Source organism: Pseudomonas sp. Xaverov 83 (genome assembly GCF_019352905.1).
Lineage (GTDB): Bacteria > Pseudomonadota > Gammaproteobacteria > Pseudomonadales > Pseudomonadaceae > Aquipseudomonas > Aquipseudomonas yamanorum.
Map to the genome: position 1 here is coordinate 106,553 of NZ_JAAAFU010000097.1, position 14,886 is coordinate 121,438.

The 14,886-nt window shown below is 60.3% G+C and carries 14 protein-coding genes; 7 read left to right on the forward strand and 7 right to left on the reverse strand.

Features of this window, described 5'->3' with window-relative positions:
• Positions 1 to 73 precede the first annotated feature (73 nt).
• Positions 74 to 859 (forward strand): sulfite exporter TauE/SafE family protein, encoded by a 786-nt coding sequence (locus tag K0H47_RS30675; protein WP_063029803.1) that lies wholly within the window; start codon positions 74 to 76, stop codon positions 857 to 859.
• Here K0H47_RS30675 and K0H47_RS30680 read toward each other — a convergent pair.
• Entirely contained in the window at positions 856 to 2,091 is a 1,236-nt protein-coding gene (locus K0H47_RS30680) for an acyl-CoA dehydrogenase family protein (protein ID WP_219274197.1), read from the reverse strand. The two genes, K0H47_RS30675 and K0H47_RS30680, sit on opposite strands and share 4 nt — an antisense overlap.
• A 262-nt stretch (positions 2,092 to 2,353) precedes the next feature.
• Between K0H47_RS30680 and sfnG the strand changes: the two genes are divergently transcribed.
• Entirely contained in the window at positions 2,354 to 3,445 is a 1,092-nt protein-coding gene (sfnG, locus tag K0H47_RS30685; RefSeq protein WP_093209610.1) for a dimethylsulfone monooxygenase SfnG, read from the forward strand.
• Here sfnG and K0H47_RS30690 read toward each other — a convergent pair.
• Positions 3,429 to 4,529 (reverse strand): GNAT family N-acetyltransferase/peptidase C39 family protein, encoded by a 1,101-nt coding sequence (locus tag K0H47_RS30690; RefSeq protein ID WP_219274199.1) that lies wholly within the window; start codon positions 4,527 to 4,529, stop codon positions 3,429 to 3,431. The genes sfnG and K0H47_RS30690 overlap by 17 nt on opposite strands.
• A gap of 94 nt (positions 4,530 to 4,623) precedes the next feature.
• On the opposite strand from K0H47_RS30690, the gene K0H47_RS30695 reads away from it, so the two are divergent.
• Positions 4,624 to 6,210: a RimK family protein gene (locus K0H47_RS30695; protein WP_257626784.1), complete on the forward strand. Its 1,587-nt coding sequence runs from the start codon at positions 4,624 to 4,626 to the stop codon at positions 6,208 to 6,210.
• A 6-nt stretch (positions 6,211 to 6,216) separates the two neighbouring features.
• The gene (locus K0H47_RS30700) at positions 6,217 to 7,158 is read left to right on the forward strand and encodes a magnesium transporter CorA family protein (protein ID WP_063029811.1); all 942 of its coding nucleotides are present in this window, start codon (positions 6,217 to 6,219) and stop codon (positions 7,156 to 7,158) included.
• A gap of 135 nt (positions 7,159 to 7,293) precedes the next feature.
• Here K0H47_RS30700 and map read toward each other — a convergent pair whose 3' ends face one another.
• Together map and K0H47_RS30710 are read right to left on the reverse strand one after the other, a co-directional pair.
• Entirely contained in the window at positions 7,294 to 8,049 is a 756-nt protein-coding gene (map, locus tag K0H47_RS30705; protein WP_063029813.1) for a type I methionyl aminopeptidase, read from the reverse strand.
• Positions 8,046 to 8,249: a ParD-like family protein gene (locus K0H47_RS30710; RefSeq protein WP_017475587.1), complete on the reverse strand. Its 204-nt coding sequence runs from the start codon at positions 8,247 to 8,249 to the stop codon at positions 8,046 to 8,048. Before K0H47_RS30710 ends, map begins: the two co-directional genes overlap by 4 nt.
• Before the next feature lie 258 nt (positions 8,250 to 8,507).
• Here K0H47_RS30710 and ilvA point away from each other — a divergent pair, with 258 nt between their 5' ends.
• Together ilvA and K0H47_RS30720 are read left to right on the forward strand one after the other, a co-directional pair.
• On the forward strand, positions 8,508 to 9,527 hold the full coding sequence (gene ilvA / locus K0H47_RS30715) for a threonine ammonia-lyase, biosynthetic (protein ID WP_093209617.1): 1,020 nt from the start codon (positions 8,508 to 8,510) through the stop codon (positions 9,525 to 9,527).
• 502 nt (positions 9,528 to 10,029) lie between these two features.
• Positions 10,030 to 10,305, forward strand: a complete 276-nt coding sequence (locus tag K0H47_RS30720) for a DUF1652 domain-containing protein (protein WP_063029815.1) — start codon at positions 10,030 to 10,032, stop codon at positions 10,303 to 10,305.
• Here K0H47_RS30720 and K0H47_RS30725 read toward each other — a convergent pair.
• Together K0H47_RS30725 and K0H47_RS30730 are read right to left on the reverse strand one after the other, a co-directional pair.
• Entirely contained in the window at positions 10,302 to 10,700 is a 399-nt protein-coding gene (locus tag K0H47_RS30725; protein WP_093209622.1) for a hypothetical protein, read from the reverse strand. The two genes, K0H47_RS30720 and K0H47_RS30725, sit on opposite strands and share 4 nt — an antisense overlap.
• 146 nt (positions 10,701 to 10,846) lie before the next feature.
• Entirely contained in the window at positions 10,847 to 11,107 is a 261-nt protein-coding gene (locus K0H47_RS30730) for a DUF2790 domain-containing protein (RefSeq protein ID WP_063029819.1), read from the reverse strand.
• A 280-nt stretch (positions 11,108 to 11,387) separates the two neighbouring features.
• Here K0H47_RS30730 and aqpZ point away from each other — a divergent pair, with 280 nt between their 5' ends.
• Positions 11,388 to 12,080, forward strand: coding sequence for an aquaporin Z (aqpZ, locus tag K0H47_RS30735; RefSeq protein ID WP_219274201.1), 693 nt, complete (start codon positions 11,388 to 11,390; stop codon positions 12,078 to 12,080).
• A gap of 2 nt (positions 12,081 to 12,082) precedes the next feature.
• Here aqpZ and K0H47_RS30740 read toward each other — a convergent pair whose 3' ends face one another.
• Positions 12,083 to 14,749, reverse strand: a complete 2,667-nt coding sequence (locus K0H47_RS30740) for an autotransporter outer membrane beta-barrel domain-containing protein (protein ID WP_219274203.1) — start codon at positions 14,747 to 14,749, stop codon at positions 12,083 to 12,085.
• Positions 14,750 to 14,886 lie beyond the last annotated feature (137 nt).

Consider the following 14,886-nt stretch of genomic DNA (forward strand, 5'->3'; position numbering starts at 1 on the left):
GTATTGATATAAGTCGTTATAAGAAAAATCGCTATGCTGCGGCCAGAATTTTATAAGGCCGCAGGTAGTGGTAATGGATGTAGGTAATTTTGGTTTCTCGATTGCTGGCCTGATTGTTGGATTTATCGTGGGAATGACCGGTGTAGGCGGTGGCTCGTTGATGACGCCGATCCTGCTCTGGTTTGGCATCAACCCGGCTACCGCCGTGGGCACCGACCTGTTGTATGCCGCCATCACCAAGTCGGGTGGGGTGCTGGTTCACAGCAAGAATCGCAACATCGACTGGACCATCACTGGCTGGTTGACCTTGGGCAGCGTGCCTGCAGTGTTGCTGACCTTGTGGTTCCTCAAGAGCCTGGACACCGATCCCGCCGCCTTGAACGCGGTCATCAAGCAATCCCTGGGCGTGGTGCTGCTGCTGACGGCCACGGCGATCCTGTTCAAGAACAAGCTGTTGGCCTTCGCCCAGCGGCACGCCGGCGACGACTACAAGATGGCGCCGCGCAACCTCAATGGGCTGACCGTCGTCACCGGCGCGATCCTCGGCACCATGGTGGCCCTGACCTCCATCGGCGCCGGCGCCCTGGGCACCGTGGCACTGTTTATCCTGTACCCGTTCCTGGCCACCAAGCGCCTGGTGGGCACGGAAATCGCCCATGCCGTGCCATTGACCCTGGTGGCAGGCCTCGGCCACGCGAGCATGGGCAACATGGACTGGACCCTGCTGGGTTTCCTGTTGCTGGGCTCGCTGCCGGGGATTTATGTCGGCAGCCACATGGCTGGCAAGGTCCCGGACGGGATATTGCGGCCTTGCCTGGCGTTCATGCTGGTGATGATCGGCTTCAAGCTGGCACTTTAACGCGCCGGCCCATTGCCGATCTGCCATACAAACGGTGGCTCGGAGCCATTGATCACCCAATCGCCGACAATCCGCGCCTTGTAGATCACCGGATTGTGGGACGACACCGTGCGTGCATTGCGCCAGTGCCGATCGAGGGCTTTGCCCTGGCGCACATCCGACGCCCCCAGCGCGTTGAACAGTTCGGTGGTGGCGCGCTGGATCAGTTCCGAGACCACCACCTGCGCCGTGGCTGATTCGATTTCAGCGGCGACGTTGGCTTCGCGCTCCACCGCATCATCCCCACCGAACCTTGCCACATAAGCCCGCTGCGCCGGAACTGCGGCCTTCAGCGCACTGGCTTCGGCGGCATACACCAGCGCCGCGACTTCGCCCACTACTTGCTGAATCTGCGAATCCTGGCTCACATGGGCCGCATTGCCGTGGCTGTAGATCCGCTTGCGGCTGCGCACCTGATGCGCCACATCCTTGAGGGCCGCGCGACCGATGCCCGCCAGGGTGGCGAGCAGGACCAACTGGTAGAACGCGGTCTGGTATTTGAAACGGGTGGCAAAGTCGATGACGTTTTCTGCCTCCACCACCGCGTCGGTAAAGCGCGAGGTGCCGCTGCCGGTGGTGCGCTGGCCAAAGCCGTCCCAGTCATCGCTTTGCACCACGCCAGGCTGGCGGGTGCGGGTGGCGGCAATCACATCGCCGCCGGTGTCGCTGCGTTGGGCATAGACGTCGATCCAGTCGGAAAACAGACTGCCAGTGCTGTAGAACTTCTCACCGTTGAGTTTCCATTTATCGCCGTCGGGGCTGACTTTAGTGACAACATCGCCGATGGCCACGCTGCCGATTTCGGTCCAGGCGCAGCCCACGATGTCACCGTCGACAAAGCGTTTGAACCAGAGGTCTCGCGCCGCGCCGGGTGCGGCATTCAGGCGGTCTTCGGCAAACGCGAAGTGCCCGCGCAGGGCCTGGGGCACGTTGGAGTCGGCTTCGGCGAGTTCGATCAGCAGTTCGAATAGCTGGGGCAGGGAGGCGCCGCCACCGCCGTATTCCACCGGGACGCGCACGGCGCCAAAGCCGGCTTGCTTGAGCCATTGGATCGGCTCGTAGGGCAGGGCGCGGGTTTGTTCGCGTTCTACGGCACCTTCGGCGATGCGCTGGAAAATCGGCCGGAAGCGTTCGGCCAGGGCGTGATAGTCGACGCCAGTGGACAGTGGATTGATCATGTGATGTTCGGTCATGGGACGGCTCCTGGGCAGTTGGACAGTGGAGCTGTTGCACGGTCCATGCCGGGTGCCAACGGCCCTGTTTGCGGGGGCGGGGCGAATCCAACTGTTGCTGCGGCAACAGCAAAACGACAAACCACCGCAATCCATGACACCTTCCCGCAGGTCGTTTTTCGCCCTTTTCAGCGCGCCAGGCCACTTGGGACGGGCCTCTCACGGTGACTGGCACAGTTGCTGCTCCCTACGCTGTACATGCCAATCCACGAGGTACAGTCCGATGAGTCAGCAAGCCGTTAAATTTGCCTACTGGGTACCCAACGTCAGCGGGGGCCTGGTGGTCAGCAAGATCGAACAGCGCACCCACTGGGGCATCGACTACAACCGCAAGCTGGCGCAGTTGGCCGAGGAAGCCGGCTTCGAATACGCCCTGACGCAGATTCGCTTCACCGCCGGCTATGGCGCCGAATACCAGCATGAGTCCGTCGCGTTCAGCCACGCGTTGCTGGCGGCCACTACCAAGCTCAAGGTAATTGCGGCGATCTTGCCCGGCCCTTGGCAACCTGCGCTGGCGGCCAAGCAATTGGCAACCATCGACCAACTCACCAACGGCCGCGTCGCCGTGAATATCGTCAGCGGCTGGTTCAAGGGTGAGTTCCAGGCCATCGGCGAACACTGGCTGGAGCACGACGAGCGTTATCGCCGCTCCGAAGAATTTATCCGCGCCCTGAAAGGCATCTGGACCCAGGACAACTTCACCTTCCGCGGTGATTTCTACCGCTTCGACAATTACAGCCTCAAGCCCAAGCCACTGGGCGAACCGCACCCGGAAATCTTCCAGGGCGGCAGTTCACGGGCCGCGCGGGACATGGCCGCTCGGGTGTCGGACTGGTACTTCACCAACGGCAACACGCCGGAAGGCATCAAGGCTCAGGTGGACGACATTCGCGCCAAGGCCGCTGCCAACAACCACTCGGTGAAAGTCGGGGTCAACGCGTTTGTGATTGCCCGCGACACCGAAGAAGAAGCCCGCGCCGTGCTCGCGCAAATCATCGAGCAGGCCGACCCGGAAGCCGTCAACGCATTTGGCGATGCGGCAAAGCAGGCGGGCAAGGCATCGCCGGAAGGCGAGGGCAACTGGGCCAAGTCGACCTTTGAGGATCTGGTGCAATACAACGACGGCTTCAAGACCAACCTGATTGGCACCCCGCAACAGATCGCCGAGCGCATCGTGGCGTTGAAGGCGGTCGGCGTGGACCTGGTGCTGGCTGGCTTCCTGCACTTCCAGGAAGAAGTCGAGTACTTCGGCCAGCGCGTGTTGCCGCTGGTGCGCGAGCTGGAAGCCAAGGCCGGGATCAAGCAAGTCGCCTGAACACCACCACCGCCGCCCGCAATTTGTTGTTGCCGAACCGGCACATTCGCTCGAACTCCCCGTGGCTGACCGGCAGGTGCTGGCAGTCCATGGGTTGGCGATGCTGGCTGTGATCCACGTCCGGGTCGTGCAGGTACACGAAGTCTTCGTCGCAGTCGGTGACGATCACCCAATGGGGCGATTTGGAGCGGGTCAGCCGGTAGCTGCTGATCAACACCAGCGGCTGCCCGCCGTCCCGCAGCATCTGAGGTAAATCCAGCGGGCCGCCGAGCACTTGCTCAACGTCGCTCAAGGCCAACTCTTCCTCGAAGGCGTCGTGCACCAAACGCATGACGTCTTTTTTATGCTGATCACGCACCCCGTTGAGAAACAACGGCCCACTGACATTGACCTGCATACGCACCCGAAAGCCCCGCCGCCACGCGGCGAGTGCCAGGCCCTGGGGGCTGCAACCGCCGTGGCCGGCGGTCATGAACACGGTGGTTGCTTCGCGCCAGATCTGCAGTTCTTCGCGGCGCTGGGCCACCCGTGCAGGTTCCAGGGCGCCCATGGCCATCAGCAGGCTGGCGGCGCCACAGGTGAAGTCGGTGGTCTGTTGGTAATAGGGCACGCTCAAGGCTCGCGCGTCCTGGTGCTGGAGGATGCGTTTCTCCAGGCGCAGGGCGGGGGCATGGTCTTCGTAGTAGTCGTTGACCAGGGCAAAGCGCCGATAGCCGTTGCGCTCGTACAGGGCGATGGCGCCGGGGTTGTCGGTGCGCACTTCCAGGCGCAGGTAGGCGCAGTCATGTTCCACCGCACAGGCTTCGATGCGCGTCAGCAGTTGCTTGCCCAAACCCAGGCCCCGGGAGGACTCGGCGATGGCGATGGAATACAGGCGCGCCAAGGAGGTGCCACGGTGGAACAGCACCAGGGCGTAGCCCAGCAAATCGTTGCCTTTTTCCGCCACCAGCAGTTGCCCGTGGGCGCGGCTGACCATCCACTGGAAGCTGCGGGTGGAGAGCCGGTCCGTGGTGAAACAGTGCTGTTCCAATGCCACCAATGCAGGCACGTCATCGGGTGTTGCAACGCGAAAGGAAAGAGCCATGTGACCGCCGTAAAAGTTGCGTAACGAAACGGGACTTCTCTAAAAGATCGTGCTTAATAGAAAAGGTCTAGTTCTCTAAAGCGGATCAATCAATATGTCAGCGGTACAAGGTCATTGGCGTGAAGTATCCGAGCAAACAGTGGCGGCGACAATAACTTCCAGCGGTTATTTTTCCAGCCCTCCCAAGAGTGCAAGTCAAGTCGTGATTATTGTCGAGCGCAAGGAAGACTGGGCGTCGTACTTCCCCAGCGAAGACATCGTCACCGCCCAGGAATACCTTGAGCAAACCCGGGAAAACGAGACGGGCAAGCGTGTGCAGGTGATCAACCTGTGCCGCAGCTACAAGTACCTGGGGCACGGCTACTACTGCTCGCTGTTGGCCGAGGCGCGGGGCCACAAGGTAATTCCGTCGGTGCGCACCATCAGCGAACTGACGAAAAAGTCTCTGTACGGCCTGGCCCTGGATGACCTGGATAAAACCCTCGACAAAGCCTTGAGTCATCATCTCTACAGCAACACCGAAGGCTTTACCCTGACACTTTATTTTGGTCGAACCAATATTGAACCCTTGCAGGATTTGGCTCGTCAGTTGTTTGAAGCCTTCCCTTGTCCAATCCTGTTAGTTGAGTTTCGCAAGAATAACGGCTGGCACATCGAAGGCATCAAGTCTGGCGTATTGCACAAGTTGCGCGATGACCAGGAAGATCAATTTGCCAATGCGCTGGATAACTTCAGCCGCAAGATCTGGCGTCAACCACGCTCCCGACGGTTGGCCCGCTACGACCTGGCGATCCTGCACGATCCCCAAGAACAATTGCCGCCATCCAACGCCCGTGCCTTGGACAATTTCGTCCGGGTGGGCAAGGGCCTGGGCATCGATGTGGAGCTGATCGAACGCAAGGACTACGCCCGCCTGGCCGAATACGACGCCTTGCTGATCCGCGAGACTACCAGCGTCGATAACCACACCTACCGCTTCGCCAAAAAAGCCGAGAGCGAAGGGCTGGTGGTGATGGACGACCCGGCGTCGATCCTTCGCTGCACCAACAAGGTCTACCTGACCGACCTGCTGAAAAGCCACCAGTTGGGCATGCCCGCCACCGAAATTCTCTACAAGGAGCGACCCGAAGACTTTGAACGGGTGGGGGAGCGCCTTGGCTTCCCGCTGGTGCTGAAGATCCCCGACGGGTGTTTCTCCCGTGGCGTGATCAAGGTCGAAAGCCAGCAAGCGCTGCTGACCGCCACCGCCGAATTGTTCGAGCATTCTGTGTTGCTGCTGGCCCAGGAATTTTTCTACACCGAGTACGACTGGCGCATCGGCGTCCTCAACCGCAAACCGATCTTTGCCTGCCAGTACTTCATGTCCAAGGGGCATTGGCAGATCTATAACCACAAGGCCATCGGCCAGGACATCAACGGCGAGTGCCGCACCCTGGCGGTCCACGAAGCGCCCAAGGCGGTAGTGGAACTGGCGGTAAAAACCGCCAACCTGATCGGCGACGGCCTGTACGGCGTGGACCTCAAGCAATCCGGCGACAAGGTGGTGGTGATCGAGGTCAACGACAACCCCAACATGGACGCCGGTATCGAAGATGCCTACCTGCAAGACGACTTGTATTCCCTGATACTGGAGGAGTTCGTACGACGCCTGGAGTTGAAGCGTCAAGGCCAGGTGTGGTGACGCGCGATGATCCAGCGCTTTGAATTAGCCGATGGCAAGTTGTACAACAGCCTGGGGGACGGCGGGGATGTCTTGCTGTTCAGCAATCCTGACCCCCACGAGCGCAAGTACCTGCGCGACTGCTACAAGCTCGATGAACACGCCCTGGCCTCGGCGCTGGACCCGGACGAAGTGTCGCGCATCGAGTTCCACCCCGATAACCTGTTCCTGATCTGGAAGCGCCCGGAGAACTATTCCGGCGGCGGCAACCTTGTGTTTGAAGTGGCGTCCTGCGGCTTGCTGTTTTCCGGGGACCAGTTGCTGGTGATCGCCACCGACGACAGCCAGCTTTCCGGGCTGGGCGCCCGCCGGCCATTACGCACGCCATTGGATGTGTTGCTGGACTTGCTGCTCAACAACATCCACCACTACCTGGGCCACCTGAAGGTGATCAAGATGGTCGCCCGGGAGTTGCAGCAGCAGTTCAATGCATCGATGAGCAATCGCCACCTGATGCAGATGTTCAACCTCAGCGAAAGCCTGATCTATTACATCAACGCCCTGCACAGCAACGGCGCGGTTCTGACGCGCCTGCGCAACCATGGGGAAAAGGAGCATTTCAGTGCTGAGACCCTGGGCCTGATCGATGACCTGATCATCGAGAACAACCAGTGCTACAAGCAGGCGGAGATTTACTCCAACGTGTTCTCCGGGCTGATCGATGCCCGGGGCAACCTGATGAACAACAGCATGAACAACCTGCTGCGCAAGCTGACGCTGATCAACGTGGTGTTCCTGCCGTTGAACCTGATCGCCAGCGTGGGCGGGATGTCGGAGTTCAGCATGATGACGGCGGGCACGCCGTGGTGGATTTCGTACCCATTGTTCATGACGGCGATGGGGCTGGGAGCGGGGTTGATGGTGTTGGGGTTGAAGCGGATTGCGGGGAGTGGCGACAAGGCAGTTTGACTAAGATCTTGAATATCACTGAGGTCTAAATGTGGGAGCGGGCTTGCTCGCGAAAGCGTTGGATCAGTCGCTGTAGATGGCGACTGTCACACCGCTTTCGCGAGCAAGCCCGCTCCCACAGGGGATTTGCGCCATTCAGACGTCCGGCTGTAACGTCAACACCTCAAACCCATCCCGCGTCACCGCCACGGTATGTTCCCACTGCGCCGACAAGCTGTTATCCCGCGTCACCACCGTCCAGCCATCCTTCAAGCTGCGCACCTTGGCGCTGCCCTGGTTGAGCATCGGCTCAATGGTAAACACCATGCCTTCACGCAGTTCCAGGCCGGTACCGGGGCGGCCGAAGTGCAGGATCTGCGGCTCTTCGTGCATCTCGCGGCCAATGCCATGTCCGCAATACTCACGCACCACGCTGTAGCCGTTGCTCTGGGCATGGCTCTGGATGGCGTAGCCGATATCCCCCAGGCGCGCGCCGGGCTTGACCTGGCGGATGCCGGCCCACATGGCTTCAAAGGTCATTTCCACCAGGCGCCGGGCCTTGGGCGCGACGTTGCCGATCATGTACATTTTGCTGGAGTCGGCGATATAGCCGCCTTTTTCCAGAGTGATGTCGATGTTGACGATGTCGCCATCCTTGAGCACGGCCTTGGCGCTCGGCATGCCATGGCACACCACCTCGTTGATCGAGGTGTTGATGCAGAAGGGGTAGTCGTACTGCCCCAGGCTCGCAGGCCGTGATTGCAGGTCGTTGCGGATGAAGGCTTCGACGGCGCTGTCGATCTCCAGGGTCGACTGGCCGGCGGCAACAAAGCCGTCAAGCATGGTAAACACCTGGGCCAACAGACGGCCGGATTCGCGCATCACCGCGAGTTGTTCCGCCGTCTTGATCATTGCGCGCGCCCCCGGATCAGGTCGGGTTTGTCCAGCAACAGCTTGTTGATCAGGTCGTTATAGGCCAGGTGCGGATTGAGCTCGGCCAGCAGGCCGATCTTGATCCAGAACTCGGCCTGGGCGTTGATGGAACGGTCCATGGTGGCGCTGGCCAGACGGAGTTGTTCGTGCAATTGGTCGGTGATCTTGACGATGCCCATGAGCTTCACTGTGCAGGGTTGATATACAAAGCGTATACGTTTCGTATGCTTCGCGTAAAGCCTGGCGTTTCGCCATTGACTTGCCCGATGGCGCCGGTTAATTTTGATTCATGACATTTCAAACCTTTCGTTGCCAGCCAAGCATTATTACCGCCATTCCTCATTTGGCGGGATAGCGCACGGCTGCACCCAAACCCGCCCTAGAGGCGGGTTTTGTTTTTCCGTCTCCAGGGCCTTGTAAACACCCAGGAGACATCCATGAGTACTCGCCCGGCGAGCCAGCCCCAAGATTCGGGATTGCTTGAGCACTACGTGAAGAAGATCCTGGCCGCCCCGGTCTACGACCTGGCGGTGCGCACGCCGTTGCAGGTGGCGCCGGCGCTGTCGGCCTTGCTGGGCAATCAGATCCTGCTCAAGCGCGAGGACCTGCAACCGACCTTTTCCTTCAAGATCCGTGGTGCCTACAACAAGTTGGTGCAGCTCAGTGCCGCGCAAAAGGCCCGGGGCGTGATCACCGCGTCGGCGGGCAATCATGCCCAGGGCGTGGCATTGGCGGCGCGGGAATTGGGGATCAAGGCGACGATCGTCATGCCCTGCAGCACCCCTGAACTGAAGGTGTTGGGGGTGCGCTCCCGAGGCGGCGAGGCGGTGTTGCAAGGGGAGAGCTTTCCGTTTGCCCTGGCCCATGCGTTGCAACTGGCCGAGGCTACGGGCAGCACCTTTGTCTCGCCGTTCGACGACCCGGACGTGATCGCAGGGCAGGGCACAGTGGGGATGGAAGTACTGCGTCAGCAGCAGGGCCCGCTGGACGCGATCTTCGTCCCGGTGGGCGGCGGCGGGTTGATCGCCGGTATCGCGGCCTACGTGAAATACCTGCGCCCCGAAGTGCGCATCATCGGCGTCGAGCCCGAAGGCTCCAGTTGCCTGCTGGCAGCCTTGCGTGCGGGGAGTCGGGTGGTGCTGCCGAGTGTCGACAGCTTTGCCGATGGGACCGCAGTGGCCCAGATCGGCGCCTACGGCTTTGAAATCTGTCGGCACCACGTAGATGAGGTGATCACCGTCAGCAATGACGAGCTGTGCAGTGCCATCAAGCTGATCTACGACGATACGCGATCGATTACTGAGCCTTCAGGTGCCCTGGCGGTGGCCGGTATCCGCAAGCATGTGGCGAAGACCGGCATCCAGGGGCAAACATGGGTGGCGATCAACTCTGGGGCCAATATTAACTTCGATAGTTTGCGGCATGTTGCTGAACGAGTGGCCGCCCAGGCAGGTTAAACGTTTAATCTAACGAATGTTTAATTTAGTTACATTCACCCGTTTGGATAGCCGCTATTAAGGTGGAAAAAAGTTTTTGCGGGCACTTATAACGAGCTGTCTTTCAATTTGCATGACGCCAACGGAGGCTCGTTGCAATACGCATGAACCAGCGGGCGTTTTTTTTCCGAAAGCCCCGATTTTTCTAGTGCGCACAGCTGTGCGTCTGCGGGCACGGTTAATGCTTTATAAGATCCTGTTACAACTCTGAATGAGCAACAAATACAGCGGTTAATACCCCGAACGGATGGGGTAATAGCGGTCTGCCACGTAACTTATATAAGTAATGTGGTCGCTTATGAGGAAAGGTTCCAACGCAACTTCAAAGGGCCTAGTAGGCTGGGTACGTGAAGCCGTCTGCCAGGGCTGGCAAGGCGCAAACGGTGAGCGTGATATCGCGGTCGCCAGCGGTACGAATATTGATAAATATCGATTGGCAATCTCATAAAAGGAGAGGTCGGCCATGCTTTCGGATCTGGAACTACGCGGCATTATTGAAGGAAGTTTTCTGCCTAAGCGCTGTGAAGTCACCAAGGCGCCAGACGCCTCGCTGACGGTGAAGGTTTATCACGAGATCGACCATGACCGGGTCGACCTGGTGGTCACCGGCATTTGCGCGAACAAGCTCGACAGCAGTCGGGCGATCTGCAACTTGATTACCGAGTTGCGTGAAGACCTCAAGCACACCCACACCCATGCCCCGGCCCTCAAACGAGCCGGTGCGCGTCCTTTCTATTAAACGGACGGTTGAGCTTCAATCAGTGAAGACTTGCGGGCCTGGATAAACGCCAGGCCCAACGCCGTTTCCGTGATTACCGCCAGCAAAATTCCCGGGCCCGCGTGGCCGCTGATCCATTCGCTGATCCCCAACATCGCCAGCACAAAACAGCCGATCACAAAGCCGGAGGTCATGGCGTGCCGTGTCGCATCAGGGGGGGAGTGGCGGGCGCGGTAAAACATGATGCCGATGGCCAGGAACAGCGCGGCATTGCGACGGGCAACCAGGCCGGTGGCACTGGAGTATTCAACACTCCACACCCACAGGAGCAGGTCCGGGCGCAAACCCCAGATCAGCGCGAGGGCAAAGCACAGCAGGGCAGTGAAGGTAGCGAGGGGACGGAAGTGCAATTGCATGGCGAATCCTTTCAGCCGTAACGAGCGCTCAAGGATACCCATGTAGGAGCGAGCTTGCTCGCGAAGAACGCAAAGTCACGGCGTCAATTCAGAACTCCCGCGTTTCGCTGGCGAGCAAGCTCGCTCCTACCACAAAGTGCACGGGATCAGTTCTGCCAATCGCAGGCTTCCGACAGTTTGCGATAACCCACGTCCTGGACTTTCCCTTGACTGTCCACGAACTTGATATCGGCGTTGATCACTTTGCAGACATTGGTGTCGGGTTCGTGCATGGCAAGTACCTTTTGCACATCCATCTTCTCGCCGTAGTGATAAGGCGTGACGACGGGGGCGGTGTCAGCCTGCGCCATCCCCGTTACAGCCGTCAGGGCCAGTGCAGCACCGAGCATTAACGTACGCAGTTTCATGGTGTTTCTCCGCAAGTCGTTCGCAGGCGCATCAACGTGATGAGCCGCGGCCGCCCTGGGCAACGGCTGGAGCCGTGCGAGTGCGGTCGAATCAACTGTCTTCCCGGGGGATTAACCATCGATTAAGTGAGGCTTTACTGACAAAAGCTTCATCTTCAGCGTATCCGCAAGATCGCTCACATCATCCGGAATAGTCCGATACGGGCCAGGTATTCGTGCTTGCTACCGTCGCCTGTGGATCCATCCATCGGATGGTGCATGTAAAAGGGCGGAGTTGAGTGTGCAAAAGAAAATCGCAGCAGAGTTTCTCGGAGCGTTCTGGCTGACCTTCGGGGGGTGTGGCAGTGCGATACTGGCCGCGGCATTCCCGGAGTTGGGTATTGGCTTTGCCGGTGTGGCCCTGGCCGCTGGCTTGGCAGTGTTGACCATGGCTTACGCGGTGGGCGGCATTTCAGGTGCGCACTTCAATCCGGCGGTGACCATCGGCCTGTGGGTCGGCCGTCGGGTGGCCGGCATCGATGTAGTGCCCTACATCATCGCCCAGGTGGCCGGTGCGATAGTCGCTGCCGCCGTGTTGGCGCTGATCGCCAGCGGCCGCCCGGATTTCGAGATCGGCGCTTTCGCCGCCAATGGCTATGGTCAGTTGAGCCCGGGGCAATACGGCCTGCTGGCGGCATTGGTGGTTGAAGCCGTAGCGACGTTCTTTTTGGTGTTCATCATCATGCGCGTCACCGGCCCTGGTTCGGCAACGGGGTTCGCGCCCATCGCGATCGGCCTGGCGCTGACCCTCATTCACCTGGTGACCATGCCGGTCACCAATACCTCGGTCAACCCGGCCCGCAGCACGGGGCCGGCGTTATTTGCCGGGGGGGAGTACGTGATGCAACTGTGGCTGTTCTGGGTGGCGCCGACAGTGGGCGCGATGATCGGCGCCATCGTTGCGCGAGGGGTCACCTGCCCAAGGGAGGCGTGAGCCTACCAGCTCACGCGTAGCCCCGCGTTACCGCTGAAACCCTCCAGCGTATTGCTGTCCAGTTGGGTGTTGTAGTCCGCCGCCAGGTACACGCTGACGGTGGACGACAGCTTGGCGACAACGCCCACGCCGAGGTCGGCGGTGGATGACTTGTGATCGGTTTTAATCCGGTCCACGTCGTCGTAGGTCACCGTGTCGCTGCCACCGAAGGTACGCCAGGCGTTGGCCCGCACATAGGGCTCGATCGGGGTGTTCTGCACCAGGTAACGCCCCTTCAGGCGTGCGCCCAGGCGGCCGGTCCAGTAGTCCTGGGAATCGAATGAAACCTTCGAGATGCCATCGTTCTGGTGGTCCATGTCAATCTGCTGGTTGATCACCTGCACCTGAGGTTCCACCACCCAATGTTCGGAGACGGTAATCGGGTAACCCGCTTCTGCCGACAGGGCCAGGGCGTGGCCCTTGTTGTCGATCTTCACGTCACGGTCGGACTTGCTGTCACCGTCCAAGCGTGTGCCCATGGCTACCAGGTCCACGTACCAGCCCTTGGGGTCGGTGAGGGTCCAGTAGGCGCCGAAGTTATCGCCATCCAGCTTCACCCGCCCGGAGCGGTTGTCCTGGAAGCCCATTGAAAAGCCCTTGATGTCACCTTGCAGGCGGCTTTGACCGATAAACAGGCCGAAACGCTGGATCTGCCCGCCACTGGTCTCGGAGGCATAGAGGTCGTGGCCGACCTGATAGCCCTTGATGGAACCGTCGAAACTCGGCGATACCGTGCCCGACCAGCTCTTGTTGAAGCCACTGCCATAGGCACGGCCCCATCCCGCCGGGACCGGCCCGGTTTCGCTGAGCAGGCTTTGTTCGCCCTGGCGGTCGTGGAAGGTGCCCAGGGCCTGAAGCGTCATCAACTGCGCGGCAGGGACGACCACCGAGTACACCGGCACCTCCAGGCGATACAACGGAATCGGCTCGGCCCCGGCGATGGCGGTAGGCAACACCGGGTTGCTCGCTGCCGACTCCGGCGAGTTGGCGGCCGCGACCTGGCTGGGTGGCGGAGCAGGGGGCTCCACCGGCGCGACGGGTTGCGCGGTCGGTGGCTCCACGGGCGGTTCATCCGGCGCGACCACGGGCGGCACTGGCGGGATCGGCGGCACGGGCACCACCACCGGTGGCGTCGGCGGGACAGGTGGAACCACCGGTGGCTGCACGGCGACCACCGACGAACGCAAGTACCAGTTATTTTCCGTGCCGGCGGTTACACCACCTTTGAACAGCAGGTACTCATAAGCTCCGGCGGATACCGAGCCTTTCAGGGCAAACGCATCGGTGCTGCTGGTGGCACCGTTGAGGGCTTGCACCACTTCGATCCCGCTGTTTTGCGTGAGACCGCCCAGGCCGCCGAGATTGCTCACGGTCATTTGTGTGTGCCCGCTGATGGTCCCGTCAGACACAACCAGTTTGTCGGTAGCCGAGTTCTCGTCGCCCAGCACGGTTTGCAACCAAAGCTGCCCATTGTTGCCCACGTAGTTGCCGTACACCGTCAACGTATCGGTGGCGCTGTTGCTGCGGCTGGTCATGTCGACGGTGCCGGCATTATTCAGGGTGGCCAGTGCGCCTGCGGTGTAGGGGCGGATACTGCCTTGCGTCACGCCCAGGGTGCTGCTGCCATCGATGTTGAAGGTGCCGGTATTGCTGGCACTGTCGCCGAGGAAAAAGTCGCCGGCCAGGTCGAAACGCGAGTTGTTGTTGAGGTTGACTGTTTCCCACCCGATATACCGGGCGGGGGTGCTGGAAGTGGTGTTGTCGAAGGTCAGTTGGTCATTGCCCAGGCCGCCGTCAATCGAAGGCGTAGTGCCGAGCAGGGTTTCATTGAGGCCGCTGATCAGTGCGGTGTCGTCGCCGTCGCCCATCAGCACGGCGGACTTGATCTGGCCACCATTGATCCAGTTGAAGGTGTCATTACCGACACTGGCGCGGATCTCGCCACTGATGACGCCGCCACTCACGGTAATGCTGTCGTTGCCGCCACTGGTGCTGATATTGCCACCGATGCTGCCGCCGGAGACGATGATGGTATCTGTACCGAAGGCGGTCACCAGATTGCCGAGGATTGCCCCGCCGGACATGTCATAGATATTGTTGTCCAGCTTCATGTCGACCCGGCCGATGGTGCCACCGGTTTGCCGGGCCACGTCGCCATCCTCAAAAGCACCGACGATGGTGCCGCCGGTCATCAGGAACGTGTCGCGGCCATCGCCTTGGGCCAGGGACTGGATCTGCCCGCCGCTCATCACGAAATCATCGATGCCGTTGCCCTGGGAAACGGCGCCGGTCACGGTCCCCGCGCTGATCTGGAAGCGATCGGCACCGTCGCCCTGGGTGATGCTGCCCACGATGCGCCCGGAGTTCATATCGACGAAATCCGTGCCGGCGCCGAAGGTGATATTGCCGTTGATAGTGCCGGTGCCGCCTGCAGGCAGGGTCAGGGTGTTATTGCCCGTAAGGTCGGTCAGGCCGGTGGGGCTGCTGCCGCTGTCGCAGGTATAGGTATCGTTGCCCGGGCCCGGGGTGAGTACGCAAGCCGCCAGGGCTTGTTGGGGGGCCAGGTAATGCAGTGAGAGGATGCCGACAGCCAACACGGCGCGAGGCTGAAAAGTCCGTTTATTACGCATTGATCTGCCCTGTTTTTGTTATAAAAACTGCACATGTTTTTTGGGTTTAGTACAGTTTTTTACACAATGCAGAATTTTCGGACAGATAACCGCAGGGCTGTAAGCCACGTGATACGTGGCTTACATAGTGGCATATT